Raw genomic sequence first — 19,447 nt, forward strand, 5'->3', positions numbered from 1 at the left:
GGTCTGCTTCTCGGGTCTGCGGCCAGGGGGTCGCTCGCCGTGGCGCTCGCCGGGTCTGCGCCGGAGGGGTCTGCTGCTGCCTCGTCGACTGCGTGGTTTCTCTGGCAGTCGCAGCACGCGCCCGTCCGGCCGGGGCCGGGCGGGCGCGCACTGGTGGTGCCGGAGGGGTGGGATTCAGGACCGGGGACCGGCCTCTTCCTCGTCCTCTTCGTCCGCATTTGCATCGTCGTTGGTGTGGCTGGTTTCCGAATCCTCGGCCGCCTTCTCGGCCTCGGTGGCGTCGTCGCGCGACATCAGCTCGCCCCAGGTGCGGCGGATGCGCTCCTCGCCGCCGACGAAGCCGGCCTCGCGGAAGGCGGCGACGGCCTGGCGGTAGGACAGCGGCGGGTCCTCGCGGTAGCGCAGATGCCGCAGCACGACCACGAGCTGCTCGTCGCTCAGGCGCTCACCGGTCTCGGGGACCGGCACACCGGCGACGGCCGCGACTTCCGCGAGCGTGACGGTCGCCTGTGACGCCTTGCCGGCCGTGGCCGTCACCGGTCCGCGCTCGGTGAGCAAGCGCGGACCGGTGGCGACTATGAGCGGCAGGACGTCGTGCGGGCTGTCCGGTCAGCGGACCGTGTGCTGCTTGAGGGCGACAGCGATCTGTCCGGCGCGGTCCGTGGCGATGGAGCCACCCTCGGCCCGGACCGCCTTGGCGATGTTGGTCCGGTTCAGCGGCTCGTTCGCGGTCCGGAGCCGGTCCAGCGCGGTCCGCTCCAGGTCCGTGAGCGTGATGACCGTGCGGTCCGGACCGTCTTCCTCGCCTCGGCCCGGACCGCTTGCGCGGGCCGGTGCCTCCTGGCCGGCCGGTCCGGTGCGGTCCGGCTCCTGTGGCCTCGGAGCGGCGTCGGCGGTCCGGACCGTCACCCCGCGCGTGGCCGCCGCACTCTGGGTGGCGGGCACGGTCCGAGGTCCCCGGTCCGGACCGGGACCGGTCGGCAGGTCAGCGCTCTGCGGTCCGGCCGGACCGGCCTCCAGGGCGAGCGCCGGTCCGCCGGTCCGGTCCGTGGCTCCTGCGGTCCGGACCGGGCCGTGGACCGCCTTCCGGTCGGCCGGACCGGACCGGACCGCGTACCCGCCGTGCTGGACCGGGCGGACCGGAGCAGGGCTTTCTAGCGTTCCGGTCCGGTCCGTGCGGGTCAGGGTGAGCACGGTGGGGATGGCGGCCGGTCCATGGTCGTCGGCTCCAATGCGGGGGACGACAACCCGGTGCAGGGCCAGACCGGTCCGGACCGCCTTGCGGTCCGCGAGCTGCGCACCGGCTGCGGTCCAGGCCCGGTCCAGCGTGGTCAGGCGCGGGTCGGTGATCGCGAGAGACCAGGCGGTGAAGCTGTGGACCGGGTAGCGGAACCAGCGGACCGCCCCGATGGAGGGCCGCGCCTTGGCGACCTTGCCGTCCTCACGGAGCTTGCGGCGGTGGATCAGCGAGGCGTACAGCTCCCACAGCACCATGCCGACGATGCTCATGGCGGCGAACGCCACCGCCTTCGGGGTGAAGTGCCAGTAGGTGATCTGCTCTGTCCAGATCTCCTCCTTCGCGTCCCAGACCCGGCTGCCGGCCACCGGCTGCCCGGAGGCATGCCAGAAGTTCATGACCGCCGCCCCGAGGGCGAAGATCCAAGTGGAGACCCGGTAGAGGGTTCCGGCGTCGCCGCTCTGGCGGGCCTGGTGGTACATCCAGCCGACGAACGCCGTCGACAGCTCCCAGGCTGCGGCGAACAGGATCGTGAACGGGACGACCCAGCCGAGGATGTCCTCGGCGAACCCGGCCTGGCCCGTCCACGCCACGGCCATCGGGGCGGTGATCGGGCCGATCACCATCAGACGTTCCGCGTTGACCTTCACAAACTGCTTCACGCGGTCGGTCACGGTCGGCTTCCCGGCGCGGGACGAGGCCCGCAGCTCACGGGCCTTGGCCTTGCGGGCCTCCTGCGCGTCCCTGCGTTCCCCTTTGGCCTGGAGCTTGAGGCGCTTGCGTTCCAGTGCCCGCTCGGTGCGGTCGGTGGCGCGCTTCATCTGGGCGGCGGCTTCGGCCGCCATGTCGTCGGCCGCCTTCAGCGTGACGTCCGCGTCCGCTTCCCGCAGCCGGGCCTGCGCCAGGGCATGCTCGGCTTCCTTGAGCTCCGCGTCCCGTTTGGTGCGGGCCGCGGCCAGGATGCGGTCGGCTTCCTCGCGGGCGGTGCGGGTCAGCCGCTCGGCGTCCTCGGTCGCCGTCGCCCGCAGCCGGCCGATGTCCTCCTTGGCGAGCGCGCGTGTGCGAGTCGCATCCGCACGGGACGCCTCCCGCTCGCGGGCGGCGTCCTCACACACCTCGGCGGCCGCCTTCTCCGCTTCGGTGCGCACCTGCACGGCCTGGGCGTCCGCGCTCTCGCGCAGCCGGGCGGCCTCGCCTCGCGCCCGCTCCAGGAGCTGTTCAGCGTCGGTGGTGGCGCGGGTGCGGGTCTCCGTCGCGGTGCGCTCCGCGCCGGAGAGCAGCTCGGCGCGCTGTGTCTCCGCGTCGGCGAGGGCCTTCGCGGCGGCCTGCGCCGCCTCGGTCTTCACCTGCTCCGCCTGTGCGGTCGCCGTGATGGTGACCTCTTCCGCCTGGCGGCGGGCGTCGGCGAGCAGCTGCTCGGCAGCCGCCTTGGCGTCGGCGAGGACCTGGTCGGCTTCGCCGGACGCCTTCGTCGTGACGGTGTCGGCGTCGCGGTGCGCGTCGGCGAGCAGCTGCTCCGCGGTGGCGGCCGCCGTGGTAGCGGCCTCCGTGCGGACCCGGTCGGCGTCCGTCGCGGCGACGGCCAGGAGGCGGGACTGCTCCGCGGTGGCGGCCTCGGTGATCGAGGCCGCCTCGGTACGCGCGCCGTCCAGCAGCTCGGTGGCGCGCGCCTCGCTGTCGGCGAGGATCCGCGCGACGTCGTCGGCGGCCAGGTCCCGAAGGTCGGCGGCACGGTCCGCGGCGTCGGCAACGACCGGGTCGACCTCCTCGAATACCAGCGGCACGGTGTCCTCGAAGGCGGCGGCCTGTGCGGGAACGGTGGCCGGCGCCTGTGCCTTGGCCCGCCCATTGACGCGGGGCTTCGCGGCCGCGGCGTTCCGGCGCCTGTGGCGGGTGGCGGTCTTGGGAGCCACAGTGGGGTCCTCTCTTACGCTCCGGCGCCTCCTGCAAGAGGTCACCGCAGTCGGCATCGGGTCGGTAGGGTCGTGAGCAGGCCCTCCGGGGCCCCGGCAGCTCAAATGCCGGGGACTCGGAGGGCCGTTGTGCTGGTGCGGTCAGCCCCGGGCGGGTCAGACGGCCGCCGTTTCCTGGCCGGGCCCGTAGGTACGGGCGAACCGGGCACCCGCGGTCAGCAGGGCAGTGACGTCCGCGTGGGTGCGGTGCTGCCGCTCCGACCACGGTGTGGCGCGGGCGGAGTCGGACCCGGTGTGGGCCTGGATCACCAGGTCCAGGACGTCGGACCCGATGGAGGCCGTGTCCGTGTCTCCGTGCCCGCCGTCCTCACCAACGTGGCGCAGGGCGGTGGACAAAGTCCGCTGCGGGCCGGTGCCGCTCTCGTCGCGGACGAACCGCAGAAGCACCCGGACCATCGCCTTGACCGTCATGGAGTCGTCGTCGGCGAGGTCCGCGCCGGCCGACCAGCCCTTGCCGTAGTGGTAGGCGCGGATCCAGCCGTCCTTGTCGAGCAGGGCGATGGTGGCCTCCAAGTGGCGAGCCACGGCCTCGCCGGAGGACTCCTCGCCGGAGGGGCCGATCCACACCGGCCGGTAGAAGTCGGCGGCTAGTTCCGCCGCCTTCCTCAGCGTGGCACCGCTGAACACCGCCGCGGCGGGGGCGTTTGTCGTCTTGGGCATGCGAGCCTCATCTCAGGGTTTGTCGGGTCCGGACTGTCCGGCTCCCCATCACCGCCCGCCCCGGCCACCAGAAGTCGGCGGTCGGTGCGGGCGGATCAGACATCAGCCGTCAGGCCGCGGCCAGGGGCCGGTGCGGGGCGATGACCTGGCCGTCGGGGAGCAGCTCACCGGTGTCGAAGACCAGGACGCCGTTGCACAGCAGGCAGACCAGCCCTGCTCCGGATGGCTCGCGACGGTGTGCGCGGCCTCCCGGTCCGTGCTGTCGGCGGTCGGGCACTTCGGCGTGCGCGTGCACAGCGAGTCGGGCGGTCGGATGGTGCCGATCGCGGTGGTCCTCCAGGACACGAAGGGGTGGAGTGACCTCGGCAGGAAGAAGGGCCAGCCGAGGAAGCAGTGGGAGCTCCCAGCGCTCTCCACCGCCACCGGACCGCGCAAGGACGCGGGCCGGTGACGCATGGGCAACGGTGGGCTGCGGGAGAGCAGTTGCTCAGGCCCCAGGTTCAGGAACCGGCGGGGCGGCGGTGCGTTCGCCGGTGGACCGGCCACCACAGAGCGAGGCCGGAACAGGTACTCCGCACAGCGGCGCGCACAGCGCGGCGCGCCGAGCGCGGCGAGCGGGCCCGGGTGACACGGGCCGCCGGGCGGCGGGCGCCGAGGGCGACCAGGACCTCGAAGGAGTCGTAGTCGGCGGCGGTCCAGTCGGGGCGGGGACCGACGTGGCGGGAGCGCGGGATGGTCATGACGCGGCCTCCTGCTTCCGCTGCCGGGCGCGGCCGCGGGCGTCGCGGCGCAGCATGGCGCGACGCTCGTCCTCGGACAGGCCGCCCCACACCCCAGAGTCCTGCCGGGACTCCAACGCCCACCGCCCGCAGGTCTCCATCACCGGACACCTGCGGCACACGGCCTTGGCCTCCTCGATCTGCAGCAGCGCCGGACCGGTGTTCCCCAGCGGGAAAAACAGCTCCGGGTCCTCCTCGCGGCACAGAGCGTTGTGACGCCAATCCATCAGGGTCTCCATTCATCTCGTACGTTGGGTGAGTCGCGTCGTCGGCCAAATACGGGCGGGCAGCAAGGTGAAGCGGGGCCCAATGGGGCCGGCCTTCCTCGCGCCCGCACCGCTGTTCGGCAATGTGCGAGTGCTACTCGGCGGCCAGCAGGTGACAGCGGACCTGCTTGCCGACCCGTGAGGGGGCGACGTCCCAGCCTGGTGCCAGCAGGTCCAGCAGGCCCAGGCCGCGCCCGGACTCCGCGTTGTCGCTGTCCATCGCCACCGCGGTGCGGCGCGGCAGCAGATCGGCGGCGGGATCGTGCACGTTCACCTGGATTCCGCGCCCGGTGACGTACACCTCGATGACCAGCGGCACGTGATCACCGCAGGCCCGCTTGGCGTTACCGAGCAGTTCCGAGACGACCCACTGCGCGGAGCCCGCGGTGTCCTGGCCCGCCCCGTACGCCATCGGCACCGAGACGGTCAGGCCGCGAATCGTGCTGAAGGTGGACTCGGAGGCCGTGATGTGGGCGACGAAGCCGCCCTCGCGGTGCTGGACGTACAGGCCGGGGACGACATCCGGGAATGTCGGACGCTCCACCGAACGGCGCTGGTCGGCCAGACGAGCCCGGCGCAGCATCTCGCGCATGTCCGGACTGCTGTCTCCTGGTACACCAGGGGGAGCTGGAGATGTCATGATGGTGGTCAACCTGGTTCCTTTCCCAGACGGGACGGGGACGTTGAACGGCCCCGGGGCGCTATCCCGAGGCCGCTCGTTCAGGCTGTTCGTACGAGCAGCCACGGCCCCGGCCATACCGATCGCTCGGGATGGCCGGGGCCGTGGTTGTTCGTGCGGGGTTCAGCGCGCGGGGCACTGAGGGTGGAGCGTCTTGAGCGGGACCGGCGGCGCGCCCAGCGGCGCGCCACCGTCGGGCAGTTGTGCGCGGCGGGTGTCCGTGTCGCGAGCCGCCGACTCGGTCGACGCCCACTGCTCCTTGCGCAACAGCCACTCGGGCTGGCCGTCACCGGGCTGGTCAACCGTGGTCGTCTGCTTCTGTGCGGCGATCTGGCTGACGGCCGGGGCGACTGCGGTCTTCGGCTTGCGCCGCACGGTGGTCCGGCGGCGGTGGCCGGTTTCCGCGTGACCGTCCTCCAGGCGCTCCTGCCACTTCCGGACCGTGATGTCGACGAGGACCAGGCGGTTGCTTCCCAGGCGGCAGCGGACGGCGGCGTCCTTGCTCGCGCGGCCGGTGTCGTGCGGCACGAGCTTGGGCTGCTTGGTCTGGAGGCCGGTGATCGGCACCCACGTCTCACAGTCGGGGCAGACCAGCGACGCGCAGGCAGGGCGCAGGTCGTACTGGTTGGGCTTGAGAGTGGAGAGGGCCAGCGCCGGGCGGGCGTTAACGGTGCGGGAGCGGGTCCGGCTCCGGCGGGGGCGGGCGGTGCGCTCAAGGGTCGAAGCAGACATCGGGGCTCCTCACGGACGGAGTGGCGGGGCGCGGATCGCGATGCTCTCTCCGCCCTCCGGGCCGCACGGCACAAGGCCGGCGTCCCGCAGGACAGACAGCGCACAGCGCTGCGACGTGCACACAAGTCGTCGCGGCCGTCAGGCTCCGGGGGAGTTCGATGGTGCTCTCGCGCCCTGGGTGACCCCTAGGACTACCCCGGCCGCCCCAGAGGGCGGACGACTATTGCGATGGTGCTAGCGCGTAGGGCGCTCAGCGTTGTCCGCAGCCACTACAATGCTGGTCTTCTAGAAGACTGTCAAGGTCTTCTAGAATGTGCTTGACTGATGGAGACCACACAAGCTGAGAGGAGTCGCCATGCCAGCACCGGCTTCTAAGCCGCCTAAGTGGCGACAGATCGCCGATGAGATCGCGACGAAGATTGTGAACGGCGCTTATCGGCCCGGAGATCGGCTTCCGTCGGTCCAGGCCCTCGTCAACGAGGGCAAGGGCGCCGTTGCGACCGTTCATCGCGCCTACCAGGCATTGGAAGCTGAAGGGCTGGTCCGTACGACCCAGGGCATCGGAACCACTGTTCTCGGGCCCAACGACATGCCTCCAGCAGTCCTGACTGGTGCCGCTCGTTTGGAGCGGCTTCGCCGTACTGGCAGGCCGCTCGCTCCACGGGAGCGCTATGTGAACTCCCGCTCCGTACTCCGCTCGTGCGCAGATCCCGAGATCGCGAATCTTCTCGGAATCGACTTGTACGACGAGATCGTGTTGAGAAGCCGGACCTTTGTGCAGGACGACAAGCCCACGGTCTTGGCTCTGAACATGATCCACATGCGAGCCCTGATCCCACTGCCGGAGCTGCTTGATGAGGGACCGATGCCGAAGTTTCGGCACGATCTGTACGCCGAGCGCACCGGTAAGACGATCACGGCAGGCCCTGAACGGAGTACAGCACGCCTTGCCTCCAACAACGAACTCAGTGAGTTCGGCATTGATGTGCCGACGGACGTGCCGGTCCCGGTCCTGGTCCTGCGAACCCTCTACTCTGACGAAGACGGCCCACTGGAGGTGTGGGAGGACATCCTCCGGCCTGGCGTGTGGCATGGAGGCCATTCCTGACCTGGTGTGAATGACCACTGGTCTGCCCCCTTCAATCGCATCGCTATGTGAGGGCCATCACACTGGTCGCGGCTGCCATGCAACATCACAGCGCTTTGTCGAAGCTCGTGCGCACCGGCATTCACGGACTTTCAACATCCACGTACACATGGGAATTGGCCGCTGCGGCCTAGGCTCACGGCCATGACGACGACCAGGGGGATGAGGGTGGGGAAGCATCGAGCAGGGTGGCTGCCGGACCGCCTGCGGGAGCAGCGGGACGCCCACGGTCTGACCCTGGAGAAGGCCGGCGAGCGCCTCCGCGAGGTGGCTGAAAGGACCAAGCTGAAAGGCATCCCGGCTGCGAATCCCCAGCCGCAGCGGGTGGCCGCGAGCTCGAAGAGCTGCGCATCGGGCTCGCGGGCCTCGATGTCGCCAGAGGCTGCTATTCCGTCGACCAGCTTGGTGATGCCGGTCGCGGCGATCTTGGCGCGCTGGATGTCGGAGGCGCCGTTCGTGGCGATGCCGATAGTCCAGACCGCGGCACGGAGTTGGCCCATGCCTCGAGAAAGGCAGGGCGACAGATGACGGCGGCCGCCATCCGATCGACGTACGCCTCCCAGAGCTGCGCTACGGATTCATCCAGTTCGAAGACCTCTCGGAGTCGGGCGAAGTCCGCAGCATTGGCGCGGTCGGCCAGTTCCGTGAGCATCCACTGCTCGACTTCGGCACTGAAGCTATGAATGCCGCACAGGCCAGCGACGGCCTCGCTGACCGCCGACTGCCGGTCGACCAGCGTGCCATCCAGGTCGAAGAGGGCGAGGCGCTGATGCACGTCGAGGACTCTATCCGTGCTGGTGGGGCCATCCGCATGCTGGAGCAAAGGCGGAGGGGCGCTCAGCGTGGTGCCGATGCCAGCTCCACAGGCACTGTCTCAGCGAGGGGGTGCAGCGACAAAGGGACGAGCGAGGTGGTTGGGGGCATCGACGCGTTGCTTCTCCGAGGCCTCCGCCCTCGCCGGGTCGAGGGCGTTGAGTGCGGCCTTGAGTGTCGCGGAATCCCGCTGCCATCTCTTCGGTGCGATGAGCTTCAGCCGCGGTGCGTCTTCCGGGCCAAGGACCTGGCTCTTGCAGTCGATAACCGGGATGAGCCCGAGATTGTGGGTGTAGATCAGCACGGGCTTCTGCGCGACGAGCGAGCGCAGTTCAAGGCGGGCCAAGGGGCCGAGAACGAAGACGCGACTGCCAGGTCGCTTCTGTCGTCCCAGGATGACGAGGCCGTCGAGGTCTCCGACAACCGTGTCCCAGTCGTATGGGTGGTCACTGCTGAAGGTGTTGCGGAAGTGGAGCACCTCGACTCCGTCGGGGAGCCTCTCCGTGATCCGGGCAAGCATCCGGTCCCATTTCGAACTGTTCAGCATTTGTGGTCCGGTGCTGACGTACACACGGACCGGTGTGCCGGTGGCCCGGTTGACGGCGATGCGCTCCATCGCTGCGACGAAGCGGCGCTGCTGCACCGGATTGGCGAAGGTCTCCACGTCCAGGAGGTCGGTCGTCGCGTGCATGCTGCTCATCATGCCGGTCCGGGCTCCCAGGAGTTAACAAGGGGGCGGGGCGCCGTCGGACTGGTGGTACGTCAGAAGGTTGCTGTGCAAGGGCGACACGGCATGTGGCGGGGTGTCGTTACACGATGTGAGGGGGGTACTGTGTCCGTGGATAAGATCCACACAGACATGGCTTGCCCCCCGCGAGTTCCAGCTCCGGGGGGCGACGGCCGCAGACCAGCTAAGGATGGTCTCGACATGATGCAGGATACCCGTACCCTCCGACAGACACACAAGGCACCCACCTCCGTAGTAGCGATGAACTACATGTCGCTCCGGAGGCCGGGTGCCTTTTCTCTGCTTCTGTGCCGGTCCGGGCACGGGCACACCCCTCCCCTGGAGGGGGTCGAGATGGCCTAGGCCTGGGGGCGGCACCTGCACTGCAGGGCTTCTAGCCGCCCGGGGCTCGCCAGGTGATTGCAGTCACCTCGGCGTAGCGCCCATCTGATCTCCGGTCCGGCCTTGCAGGGCCCTCCCGGAGGAGTTGTTCGACCGGTTGCAGCCGCATCGAACAGTTCGATCTTGGTTCTGCCTAGGAACCCGAAGCGCCACGAGGGGCTTCGTTATGCCCTCAGGTTGAGAAGAGGAGCGCTGTCATTGTGCAGCACGATTTTGCCTTTCGCCAGTCCACGCACGCCCATTTCATCCCTGTTTGTGTATGTGAGTTCTCCCGCTCTGCCCAACCCCACTGTCACCTTTGCCTCATTTGCACAAGCTTCGGTGCTGCTGGTTTCCGGGCTCCGAGGAATCGGACGGCGCCGCTGCAGGTGGGCTGGTGAGTGCCGTGGCGGCCGAGGCCGCTGTGGTGATCCCGTCGCAGCACCGCCCGGTGTCGGAGTTCGTGGACACAGCTGTCGACGAGGGTCCGCGCCGTCGGCTGCGGTCCGTTCCGACGGCTGCTGGGACGGTCTCGGAGCGGGCTGGGGTCAACCCGCTGTCGCTGGGTCGGGATGCCCGTGCCCGGCTGGGTGGTGCGGTGGGCGCGTTGCTGAACATGGCTGGCCTGGACGGTGCGTCGGACGCGGTGCGGCTCGCCGTGGTGGTGCTGGCATCGCGGACGCCGTCCGTGTCGGGGGTGGTGAAGATCCGTACGGGTGAGCTGGGCCGGTGGCTGGGGCTGTCGAAGTCCAACGTCGCATCCGAGGTGATCCCGGGTCTGCGGCGTTCGGGTGTGGTCACAGTCGACACGGCGGAGGGAGAGTACGGCCAGGACGACGGGCTGGAGTGCCGGGTGCTGCCGCTGTGGGAGGCCCGAAGGGCCGTCGGGCATCCGCTGGGGCTGTCACGCAAGGAGTTCGCGACGCTGCTGCGGCTGTTGGAGGCCGTGATGGCGCCGGGCTGGGTGCACCGGGATGGCCGGGTGACTCCGGCCGGGTTGCTCGGGTCGCGTACGGGCCGCGGCGCGGCGACGGATCGGCTGGCGCTGCTGTTGCTGGTGCTGGAGGCGCGGGAGACCGGGCGGGTCCGGCAGTGCGGCGGGGCGGTGGACACCAAGCGCGGCCGGGCCGCGGCGACGGTGGCCCGGCTGCTGGGCTGCTCGGCGTCGGCGGGGGAGCGGGTGCTGGAGCGCCTTGAGAGCCGGGAGCTGGTGCTGCGGGTGCGTCTGAAGACGGGCTCGGGCATGCCGAACCGGTCGCGGCTGATGGTGCCAGCGGTCGCCGCCGCGCACGGCCGCACGGTCACCGACGACGTCCAGGAGGACCGTACGGAGGCCCTGGAGCCCGAGTTTTCAGACCCCGACGATGCGGCAGGGCCTGTTCAGGCGCCGGAGCCGGAGACGGAATCGCAGGTCAGCGGCGTGCTGGTGACGGATGAGGCGGATGTTGCAGAGCCCGACGTTGCGGCAACCCTTCACACTGACCACCCTCACCTGGTTACTCCCGTCATTCCTCCGCAGCTCTCTTGTGGCTTTTCCGGCGAAGGCCGTGGAGCTGACGACCGTCGGCCGGAGCGCGCGTACGCGGGCGAGGGCCAGGCCGCCAACGGCGAGGACGCCGCTGCCGGTTCGGCGTCGCCGGTGGCGGAGGGCGGCCCGCTTCGCGGGGAACAGCCGAAGAAGCCTCCGGTCGATGAGCGGGGTGGGCAGCGTGCTGCCAGGGCTGGTGCCGGTGGCCGGCCAAAGGCAGTGGGCTGGGACAAGGCGCAGCAGCAGCGGAGGGCGGGCCTTCCGGCTCCTCCTGCTTTGCAGGTGGCGCTGGGGCCGGTCGCGGGGCTGTGGGCGCGGCTTTCCGGCTGGCAGCAGGACCAGGTCCAGGCGGCCGCGGAGGCGGAGATCAAGCGGCTGGAGGGTCTGCTGGAGCACCAGGGCGGCGGGCCGCGGCTGCTGGCCGGCCGGCTCACCGACCGGCTGAAGGAGACCGGCGGCGAGGCCCTGGTCGATAAGCCGTACGGGTGGCTGATCCGCAAGGGCATGGTGCAGCGCCAGGCGTGCACGGACCCGCGCTGCGACGACGGGATCCGGCTGGACACCGGCGCTGACTGCCAGGTGTGCGGCAACGTGATCCACATCCGCCGCGCCCGCCGCGCTAAGACCGCTGCTGAGCTCGACCGGGGGCTCCCCCGCCTGAGTGACGACGAGCGCCGCCGGGTCCTTGAGGACCGGCTACGCCAACAGGCCGCCCTCGATGCGGAAGACTTCGTCTGGCGGCGGGAGCAGGCCCGCCAGGAGGCGGCCCGTGCGGTGGCCCGGGAACAGGCCGAGCGCGAACGTGCGGCCGCGGCCGCCGCCGAGGCGGTCCGTCAGGCTCTGCCGTGCGAGGACTGCGGGCTCCAGCGGTTGGCCGGGCTGTGCGAGGCGTGCGGCTACCGGCGCCGGGCCGAGGCGGCGATCGTGGAGGCCGGGCTGGTCGTGGCCGCCGGGGCGGCCGACCTGACCGACCCGGGCGACGTCTCCGCTGTCACCGCCGAGGTGCGGTCGACGATGGAACGTGACATCGCGGCCACCCACGCCGAGTACCTGCGCGCCATCGACCCGGCCGACCAGGAGGCCGAACCGGAGACCGCCGCATCCGTGCTCGCCTACGGCGCCCTCCACACCGCCCAGCAGACACTCGCCGAGTACCGGCGCAACGCCCTGGCGATGCTGGGCCGGACCGAGAAGGCCGAAGCCGAGGCCCGGCGGGCGTACAAGACCGAGCAGGGCCGGCACTGGTTCCGGCACAACCCGAACGGCGCGGACGCCGTCGCCGCCGCCACAGAGAAGGCCGAGGCCGCCCGGGAGCGCACCGCCGAGCACCTGCTCGCGGTGCGGCTGAAGCAGCTGCGCGAACAGCTGGCGGCGCGCCCCGAGCAGGCCGCGGCCGCGCCGTGGACGGACCGGCTGCCCGAGCTCGCCGCGCGCCCGCTGGACGACGAGGCGGCCGAGGCGGTGATCGCGTGAGCCCCGAGCTGAGCGGGGTCGACCTCGCGCGCCAAGCCCTGGTCGCCGCGTCGGAGGCGCGGTGGTGTCGGTGCTGAAGACCGTGTCCGCCAGCTGCCATCCCAGGCCCCGCAGGGCGTTCACGGCTTCGCGGTCGTCGCCCAGCCGAAGTGAGGCGAGATCCTGGCCGGTGATGTTGCCGACGCCGCCGCGCGCTGCCCGGATGGCCACCAGCGCCGCCAGGAGCTGCGCATCGGGACCGGGCAGGGCCAGCGTCGCAACATAGTCGAGCAGGGCGCGGGCTGCTTCTCCCTGCTTTGGACTCAGGAGGAAGGGGAGCTGCTGGGGCGTTCCGCTCGGGACTGTACTGGCGCAGGACGTGTTCGACGCTGATGCTGGCATGCCTCACCCAACGGGCGCAGGCAGCCGGGGTTACGTGAACAAACCCCCTGCCTATAGAGCACCCGAAGACGTCCGGGACGAGGACGCCGCGCGCCTCTCTCCGTTCGTCCGGCACCACGTCAACGTGCTCGGCCGGTACTCCTTCCAGCTCCCCGACCTGCCTGGCGGGCTGCGGCCCCTGCGGGACAAGAATGCTGCCGCCGACGACGAGTAGGCGCCGGCGCGGGGCGATCCGGCGGAAAGTCGGACCGGGCCGTGCGTGGTCCTGGATCGTTGATCCGTGCAGACGGCGCCCACCCGTGGACGCCGGTAGGGATGAAGGAGACGGAGATGACCGGAGCCGTCGCCCCGGAGGTACGGGCCGCGCAGCGGCGGATCGTCAGCACCATCAACGCGTCCAGCAAGCTGAACGGCGACGGGCTCGCCATGTGGCGGGAGGTCAACTGCGGCGAGTGGAAGGCCACCGCCGCCGACATCGGCCGCGACCTGGTCCTGCTCCAGGTCCCGCATACGATCGTCACCGCCTTCCGCTTCCCGCTCGCCTCCTCCTACAGCAAGGCCATGCGCGAAGGCGAGGAGGTCCGCGTCCTGCGAAAGGAGCGGCGGCTGGTGTGCGGACAGTGCTGCAACGACGGCGTGGACGAGATGGAGCGTCTGGCCGCGGTCGCCCGCGCGTCCTCGTGACCCGTGCCACCACGGGGCTGAGGGGGTGAGCCAGGTCACCGCTTCGGAACCGGCCCCCACCGCCGAGCGGACGATCCGCCCCGGCCGCGCTCGGGTTCGGTCTTCCGCTCGGGAGCCGCAACATCGACCGATCCGGGAACGTTGAATCCAGGGGGAGGGGCGACCTGCGCGCCTCCCGGGAGAGCCCCAGAGAGGTGATCGTGCACGATCAGTGGAACCCCGACGCAGATCACCCCGTCCCTGAAGACGGAGTACGCTTACGACACCGCAGGCCGCGTCACCCAGATGACGCCGCCAGGTCAGCTGCCGTGGGCCTTCGCCTACGGCAAGGTCGGCACCGATCCGGTGTCCGGTGACGGCATGTTGCTGAAGGTGTCACGCCCGACACTGAAGGCCGGATCCGCCGACGAACTCGACGGGAACACCGCCGAGACCTCTGTCGTCTACGGTGTCCCGCTCACCGGCACGAACGCGCCCCGCGCCATGGGCGCGAGCGATGTGCAGGCGTGGGGCCAGCTGGACGCGCCCACGGACGCCACCGCCGTCTTCCCGGTGGGCTCCACCCCGGTGTCGCACGACGGCGGCAGCCTGGCGTCCGACGCCTACGGGCGTGCCATGGTGCACTACCTGAACGCTTCCGGGCGCGAGGTCAACACCCTGGACCCGGCCGAGAACATCACCACCACGGAGTACGACGCGTCCGGCAACGCGGTGCGAGAGCTGTCCGCAGCCAACCGCGTCCTGGCGCTGGGTGCGTCCGACGCCGACAAGGACCAACTGGCCGACCTCGGCATCGCCGCCCTGCCCGCGCCCGAGCGCGCCGAACTGCTGTCCAACCGCAGCGTCTACAACGCCGACGGCTCGCGCGAGCTGGAGACCCTCGGTCCCCTGCACCGCGTCGTACTGGAGGGCGACCTGAAGGACGGCACCACCACGGTGGCCGCCGCCGGCGACCAGGCCGTCGTCCGCCACCGCACGGTGAACGAGTACGACAACGGCCGCCCCACCGACGGTACGGCCTCCGTCTCCGACAAGGTCACCCAGCGCACCGAGGGCGGACAGCCCCGCAACTGGCCGACACTCACAGCCGATGCCAGGGTCACTCAGACCATCTACGACTGGGAAGTCGGCAAGCCCACCAGCACGATCCAGGACCCCGGCGGCCTGGCACTCACCGAGAAGGCCACCTACGACAGCGCTGGACGCCAGATCAGCCGGAGCCTGCCCGCATCCAGCGGCACCGACGCCGGCACGATGATCACCGACTACTACACGGGCGACGGCACTGGCGTCTGCGGCGGCCGACCCGAGTGGGCCGACGAGGTGTGCCGCACCCGCCCGGCCGCAGCGATCACCAGCGGTGGATCGAACCCGTCGGAGCTGGTGACCACCACGGCTGAGTACGACCGCTGGGGCCAGACCGCCAAGCTCACGGAGACCGCGAACGGCAGCACCCGCATCAAGACGACCGAGTACGACACCGCCGGCCGCGCGAAGACCGTGACGATCACCGGCGGCATCGGCACGGCCGTCCCCGCCCTCACCACGACGTACAACTCCACCAGCGGCAAGGTCGCCACCATCACCTCCACCGACGGCGGCACGATCCAGAAGGTCTACGACAAGCTCGGCCGTCTCATCTCCTACACGGACGCCGACGGCGGCGTGACCACCAGCCAATACGACGCGCAGGGCCGCCCGGTCCAGGTCAGCGACAACGTGCCGTCGACCACGTCGTACGCCTACGACACCGCGGTCGACCCGCGTGACCTGCCCACCTCGATCACGGACTCGGTGGCCGGCACCTTCTCCGTCACCTACGACGCCGACGGGCAGATGCAGACGCAGAAGCTGCCCGGCGGCTACACCCTGCGCCAGAGCACCAACCCCGCCGGCATAGCCACGCAGCGCACCTACACCCGGGACAGCGACGGCGAGGTCCTCTTCTCCGAGACCCTCGTGCCCACCGCCCACGGGCAGCGGTCGCTGTACACCGGCTCGCTGGGACAGACCTCCAACCAGACCTACCGGTACGACAAGGTCGGCCGACTGGTGAAGGCGCAGGACGACACCATCGACGCTGTCTGCGTCACCCGCAGCTACACCTTCGACAAGAACTCCAACCGCAAGACCCTGGCCACCTCGGCCGCGGCACCCGGTCTGGAGTGCACCACGAGCGGTGCGACGACGGTGAGCCACACCTACGACAGCGCGGACCGGCTGGTCGACTCCGGCTACGCCTACGATGCCTTCGGCCGCACCACCGCGGCCCCCGGCACCACGCTGACGTACTACACCAACGACCTGGTCCGTCGGCAGACCGCCGGCAGTCAGCGTCAGACCTGGACCCTCGACCCCCAGCTGCGTTTCCGCGGCTGGACTGTGGAGTCCAACTCCTCAGGCACCTGGACGCAGACCCAGTCCAGGCTCAACCACTACGGCTCCGACCTGGACGTCCCCCGCTGGATCGTGGAGGACACCGCCACCGGAGCCCTGACCCGCAACATCAACGGGTTCGACGGACAACTCGTCGCCACCACCGCCAAGACCGGGAACACCGTGCTTCACCTGGTGAACCTGCACAGCGACGTGGTGATGCAACTGCCCCTCACCGCGGGCCAGGCACCCACCGTCCTGAGCACTGACGAGTACGGCAACCGCACTGGCACCCAGACCGCGGTCCGCTACGGCTGGCATGGCGGAATGCACCGCTCCGGAGAAACCGTCTCGGGCCTCACGCTCATGGGCGTCCGCCTGTACAACCCGGCGACTGGCCGCTTCCTCTCCGCCGACCCCGTGCCGGGAGGCAGCTGCAACGCGTACGACTACGCCTGCGCCGACCCCGTCAATAACGAAGATGTCACCGGGTGCGCCACCTGTCGCATCCCCAAGCACGCCTGGACGGGCCGGAGTTTCAGCAAGGTCCTGCGCACCACACGGTGGTCGTACAGCGGCTGGCGGAACTACAACTACCACTGGTTCTGGGACGTGGTCAGCGGCGACTACGGCCCCATGCCGATCACCTCGTGGAAGCGGCAGTACCGCTACCGCAAGCAGTACATCTTCAAGTGCAAGGTCGTAGCCTGGTACGGATACGGCAAGCAGAAGATCCTGGCCACCTATGAGACGCACTACCAGAACTCCTACCGTGACCGCACCACCTACCGGATCGCGTTCACCGGCATCAAGTGGACCCGGACAGGAGGCTGGAGCTGGGCCTCGACATACAGGCGGTACGTGTCGAGCTACCGCATCGTCTACACACGCGGCTGACCTCCGCCCATACCGGAAGCCCATAGTGTGGTGTCCCCGCGGTACTACCGCGGGGACACCCCCTCCCCTCACTCACGGCACGGGCCGCCAGGTTCGATGAGCGGCCCCCTACAGAGACACACCTCCCTATGCTGATCGCAATCGCCGCCCTGGGCATCACGGTCTTCTGCCTCGCCCTCTGGTGCTCGGTCACCGTCGCCCGGATGCGGGACCTCCCCACGTGGCGCAGATACCTCCCCCTGTCCTTCTTCCTGTTCGCAGCCGCCGCGAGCCTGTTGCGAGCCTTCGACATTCCGCAGATAGCTGACGTTGCCGCTTTCCCCCTCAACCTTGCCGCCATCGTGCTGTCACTGCGCGAGATCCGCGCCCGACGCGGCACCCGCGCCAGCCTCCGCACCGACTGAAACTCAAACGGCGTTCAGCGATGTGGAAGCCCCAGCGGAGGACCTGCTCGCAGTGCCCGTACCAGCCGCTCTCGGCCTGGGTACGGTCGGCCACCACCGTGACCAGCGGGGGCAAGCTCGCTCCCAGTGACAGTGGTCCGTCGAAGGCACCGGGGTGTTCCCTTGCGGAGCCAGGGCGGCGAACCGCTCCGCAAGGCCCTCCAGCCAGCCACGCCATTCACGAAAGGCCTCGACGACCAGCGGAGCGGCCGCGTCCGGGGTGCTCCATGGAGTCGAACGAACAGCACCACGCCTGTACTACGCCCCCGTCGGCGTCACCCTCGCCGATCGACCAGTTCCATCTGCAGGCCCATCGACCGTAACAGTCCGCAAGCGGGTGATGGGTTCCAATGATCGCCAACGGCTACCGGCAGGGGCCTGCGGCTTCCCACTGGCCGAGCTGCCGCACTGTCCGAGCCGGAACGTAGATTCACCGCATGGGAATCTACGTATGCAGCGTCGACGCGGACGACTGGTCGGACGAGGACATTCTCCGGCCCACTGCCCAGGCCCTCGACGCCGAACTCTCCAAGCGCGGCCTCGCGTCCTGCACCCCACCGGCCGCCGTGGAGTTCGTCCCACAGTCCGGAATGTCATTCGAAGAGAAGATGTACCGGCCGATACAGACCTTCGAGGATCTTTGCCGCGCTCAGCCAGACGGGCAGGACTCCTACGACGCACTGCTCGGATGGGACCTGCTGGTACCCGTCGACTTCAAGGACTCCCTGACCCTTCCCGTGCCGGCTCCCTACAGCGAGAACACGACCGTCCTCAGCGCCCATCGCACGCTCAAGGCGGCGAAGCGTCTCGCCGTCCAGCTCGCTCTGCCACCGCACGTTCCTCACCGTTGCGACAACCTCGACCTCGGCAACTGGTTCGACAGTCCGGCCACGGCCGAGGCCGCCGCCAGCCACCCCGGCCCCTGGGCCGAGGACCTGGACGCCGCGTACTACACGGCGCTGTACCTTCGTGCTGCCGAGCACTCGCTCCAGCGGCAATGTCCTATTAGCTACGTGTGATCGGTCATTTCGGGCAAGGTGCCCACCTGCCGGGAAGCGATCTACGGCCAGCCGGGAAACGATCTCCAGGGGCTATGGCTCCTCGCTGGCCAGGCGCACTTGTGAACACCCCTGAAGGGTGCCCGGAGAACTCAGTTGAGCCGGACGGTTCAGCCCGGCACACTCGCCCGATGAGCCACAGCACACAACCGGGCCGCTGGGACGGGCCCTGGTACCGGTTCGCACTGAGCACTTCGAAGCCGCTTTCCTGCCGAACTCCGGCGAGGATCTGGAATCTGTGGACAATACCGACGTCTTCGTGGAACTGAAGGAAGGATCCCGCTGGAGCGCGACCATCATCACCCCCGGACAAGTTGAGGCCATCATGGCTAGATGGGCCGAAAGCGGGGAAGCCCTGGGAGGCCGCTACTTCTGGTGCCCGGACGGCCTGATCGTCCGCGATCCCGGCATCAGCAACATGGCCCAGGTACTCACCGGTCTGATCGAGTCCGACGAGTTCACGCAGATCCTTCACCGCCTAGACGGCTGACCCGGCACGATGTACCGCGTCCTTGAACGCCGCCAGGCCCCAGCCGCAGCGCCTTCAACCTCCGGCGGGCAGTGACGTGCTGCCATACGTCTATCAGGTCACCAAGTACGACCCTGCCGACCGCGACCAGCACGGCCACTACGCCGGCGTCGAGCCTGCGACCAGTGACCACGGACCGGTCGAAACCGCATACCTGCAGGCCATCGCTGCCTTCGCCGAAGAGACTGATGTCGACCAGTTGGCCATCCGCGAGCCGCAGATCGGCGGGTTTGCCCACTTCGGCCTGGAGCCGCCGGTCGACGGCTACGGCCTGGCCGACCTTTTCCCAGCTGGCCTCACCGGGTTCCACGACGGTGCCCTGGTACCGATGGCCGCCGGCCTGGAACTCGTCCGGGCCATGCTCCGCGACAATGGCACCTGGTGCCGTCTGGAGGCGGAGGGGGCATTCACTGTGCACGTCGGCTGGGACCAGTACCTCTACATCGGCAGCAGCCGCCCTTGCGAAGCGGCGCTGGCCCGCACCCGCTCGCTCGGACTCTTCCCGGAACGCCTGCACGCATGAAGTTTCCCCGTGATCTCGGACACGTGATCGTTATGCCGCGAGGGCGTGCTGATGCCGCTGCCTGGTCTCGGCCGGGGTGAGATAGCCGAAAGTCTTGTGCTTGCGCAGGCGACGGCGGTTGTAGAAGGTCTCGATGAAAGTGAAGACCTCCCCGCGGGCGG

17 protein-coding genes and 2 pseudogenes are annotated in these 19,447 nt (G+C 69.8%); 9 read left to right on the forward strand and 10 right to left on the reverse strand.

What is annotated here, in order from left to right; genetic code table 11:
• Positions 1-174: 174 nt before the first annotated feature.
• The 8 genes and pseudogenes from QCN29_RS30285 to QCN29_RS30320 form a co-directional block, all read right to left on the reverse strand.
• Complete coding sequence (locus QCN29_RS30285) at positions 175-537, reverse strand: hypothetical protein (protein WP_279932174.1); 363 nt, start codon at positions 535-537, stop codon at positions 175-177.
• Positions 538-609: 72 nt separating this feature from the next.
• On the reverse strand, positions 610-3,150 hold the full coding sequence (locus QCN29_RS30290; RefSeq protein ID WP_279932175.1) for a collagen-like domain-containing protein: 2,541 nt from the start codon (positions 3,148-3,150) through the stop codon (positions 610-612).
• Between the two features lie 156 nt (positions 3,151-3,306).
• Positions 3,307-3,870: a DUF6197 family protein gene (locus QCN29_RS30295; RefSeq protein ID WP_279932176.1), complete on the reverse strand. Its 564-nt coding sequence runs from the start codon at positions 3,868-3,870 to the stop codon at positions 3,307-3,309.
• A 109-nt stretch (positions 3,871-3,979) separates the two neighbouring features.
• Positions 3,980-4,167, reverse strand: a pseudogene (locus QCN29_RS30300) (DUF5999 family protein).
• Positions 4,168-4,370: 203 nt separating this feature from the next.
• Positions 4,371-4,610 carry a hypothetical protein gene (locus tag QCN29_RS30305; RefSeq protein ID WP_279932178.1) on the reverse strand — a complete coding sequence of 80 codons (240 nt, stop codon included), beginning with the start codon at positions 4,608-4,610 and terminating at the stop codon, positions 4,371-4,373.
• Positions 4,607-4,876, reverse strand: a complete 270-nt coding sequence (locus QCN29_RS30310) for a WhiB family transcriptional regulator (protein ID WP_279932179.1) — start codon at positions 4,874-4,876, stop codon at positions 4,607-4,609. The genes QCN29_RS30305 and QCN29_RS30310 overlap by 4 nt, the downstream gene beginning before the upstream one ends.
• A gap of 133 nt (positions 4,877-5,009) precedes the next feature.
• Positions 5,010-5,507 (reverse strand): ATP-binding protein, encoded by a 498-nt coding sequence (locus tag QCN29_RS30315; RefSeq protein ID WP_279932181.1) that lies wholly within the window; start codon positions 5,505-5,507, stop codon positions 5,010-5,012.
• 210 nt (positions 5,508-5,717) lie between these two features.
• Entirely contained in the window at positions 5,718-6,326 is a 609-nt protein-coding gene (locus QCN29_RS30320) for a hypothetical protein (RefSeq protein ID WP_279932182.1), read from the reverse strand.
• A gap of 355 nt (positions 6,327-6,681) precedes the next feature.
• Here QCN29_RS30320 and QCN29_RS30325 point away from each other — a divergent pair, with 355 nt between their 5' ends.
• A complete protein-coding gene (locus QCN29_RS30325) occupies positions 6,682-7,434 on the forward strand; it encodes a GntR family transcriptional regulator (RefSeq protein WP_279932183.1) in 753 nt (250 codons plus the stop codon).
• A gap of 424 nt (positions 7,435-7,858) precedes the next feature.
• Here QCN29_RS30325 and QCN29_RS30330 read toward each other — a convergent pair whose 3' ends face one another.
• Positions 7,859-8,248, reverse strand: coding sequence for an HAD family hydrolase (locus tag QCN29_RS30330; RefSeq protein WP_279932185.1), 390 nt, complete (start codon positions 8,246-8,248; stop codon positions 7,859-7,861).
• Between the two features lie 99 nt (positions 8,249-8,347).
• Complete coding sequence (locus QCN29_RS30335) at positions 8,348-8,977, reverse strand: hypothetical protein (protein WP_279932187.1); 630 nt, start codon at positions 8,975-8,977, stop codon at positions 8,348-8,350.
• 814 nt (positions 8,978-9,791) lie between these two features.
• Between QCN29_RS30335 and QCN29_RS30340 the strand changes: the two genes are divergently transcribed.
• The 8 genes and pseudogenes from QCN29_RS30340 to QCN29_RS30375 all read left to right on the forward strand — a co-directional run bounded on the left by QCN29_RS30340 (position 9,792) and on the right by QCN29_RS30375 (position 19,286).
• Positions 9,792-12,395, forward strand: coding sequence for a hypothetical protein (locus QCN29_RS30340; protein ID WP_279932189.1), 2,604 nt, complete (start codon positions 9,792-9,794; stop codon positions 12,393-12,395).
• A gap of 415 nt (positions 12,396-12,810) precedes the next feature.
• Positions 12,811-12,990: a hypothetical protein gene (locus QCN29_RS30345; RefSeq protein WP_279932190.1), complete on the forward strand. Its 180-nt coding sequence runs from the start codon at positions 12,811-12,813 to the stop codon at positions 12,988-12,990.
• Between the two features lie 116 nt (positions 12,991-13,106).
• Positions 13,107-13,460: a hypothetical protein gene (locus QCN29_RS30350; RefSeq protein WP_279932191.1), complete on the forward strand. Its 354-nt coding sequence runs from the start codon at positions 13,107-13,109 to the stop codon at positions 13,458-13,460.
• Positions 13,461-13,745: 285 nt separating this feature from the next.
• Complete coding sequence (locus QCN29_RS30355; RefSeq protein ID WP_279932193.1) at positions 13,746-16,733, forward strand: RHS repeat-associated core domain-containing protein; 2,988 nt, start codon at positions 13,746-13,748, stop codon at positions 16,731-16,733.
• A gap of 128 nt (positions 16,734-16,861) precedes the next feature.
• Positions 16,862-17,137 carry a hypothetical protein gene (locus QCN29_RS30360; protein WP_279932195.1) on the forward strand — a complete coding sequence of 92 codons (276 nt, stop codon included), beginning with the start codon at positions 16,862-16,864 and terminating at the stop codon, positions 17,135-17,137.
• A gap of 476 nt (positions 17,138-17,613) precedes the next feature.
• Positions 17,614-18,195 carry a hypothetical protein gene (locus QCN29_RS30365; RefSeq protein WP_279932196.1) on the forward strand — a complete coding sequence of 194 codons (582 nt, stop codon included), beginning with the start codon at positions 17,614-17,616 and terminating at the stop codon, positions 18,193-18,195.
• 170 nt (positions 18,196-18,365) lie between these two features.
• Positions 18,366-18,724, forward strand: a pseudogene (locus QCN29_RS30370) (hypothetical protein).
• A gap of 22 nt (positions 18,725-18,746) precedes the next feature.
• Complete coding sequence (locus QCN29_RS30375) at positions 18,747-19,286, forward strand: hypothetical protein (RefSeq protein ID WP_279932197.1); 540 nt, start codon at positions 18,747-18,749, stop codon at positions 19,284-19,286.
• Positions 19,287-19,447: the final 161 nt, after the last annotated feature.

It is taken from the genome of Streptomyces chengmaiensis (genome assembly GCF_029846775.1).
Lineage (GTDB): Bacteria > Actinomycetota > Actinomycetes > Streptomycetales > Streptomycetaceae > Streptomyces > Streptomyces chengmaiensis.

What these genes read in the sequence shown, in the direction of transcription:
- QCN29_RS30295 (WP_279932176.1), bottom strand. Translation starts at nt 3,870, where the DNA reads ATGCCCAAGACGACAAACGCCCCCGCCGCGGCGGTGTTCAGCGGTGCC.
- QCN29_RS30305 (WP_279932178.1), bottom strand. Translation starts at nt 4,610, where the DNA reads ATGACCATCCCGCGCTCCCGCCACGTCGGTCCCCGCCCCGACTGGACC.
- QCN29_RS30310 (WP_279932179.1), bottom strand. Translation starts at nt 4,876, where the DNA reads ATGGATTGGCGTCACAACGCTCTGTGCCGCGAGGAGGACCCGGAGCTG.
- QCN29_RS30315 (WP_279932181.1), bottom strand. Translation starts at nt 5,507, where the DNA reads ATGCGCGAGATGCTGCGCCGGGCTCGTCTGGCCGACCAGCGCCGTTCG.
- QCN29_RS30320 (WP_279932182.1), bottom strand. Translation starts at nt 6,326, where the DNA reads ATGTCTGCTTCGACCCTTGAGCGCACCGCCCGCCCCCGCCGGAGCCGG.
- QCN29_RS30325 (WP_279932183.1), top strand. Translation starts at nt 6,682, where the DNA reads ATGCCAGCACCGGCTTCTAAGCCGCCTAAGTGGCGACAGATCGCCGAT.
- QCN29_RS30335 (WP_279932187.1), bottom strand. Translation starts at nt 8,977, where the DNA reads ATGCACGCGACGACCGACCTCCTGGACGTGGAGACCTTCGCCAATCCG.
- QCN29_RS30350 (WP_279932191.1), top strand. Translation starts at nt 13,107, where the DNA reads ATGACCGGAGCCGTCGCCCCGGAGGTACGGGCCGCGCAGCGGCGGATC.
- QCN29_RS30355 (WP_279932193.1), top strand. Translation starts at nt 13,746, where the DNA reads ATGACGCCGCCAGGTCAGCTGCCGTGGGCCTTCGCCTACGGCAAGGTC.
- QCN29_RS30360 (WP_279932195.1), top strand. Translation starts at nt 16,862, where the DNA reads ATGCTGATCGCAATCGCCGCCCTGGGCATCACGGTCTTCTGCCTCGCC.
- QCN29_RS30365 (WP_279932196.1), top strand. Translation starts at nt 17,614, where the DNA reads ATGGGAATCTACGTATGCAGCGTCGACGCGGACGACTGGTCGGACGAG.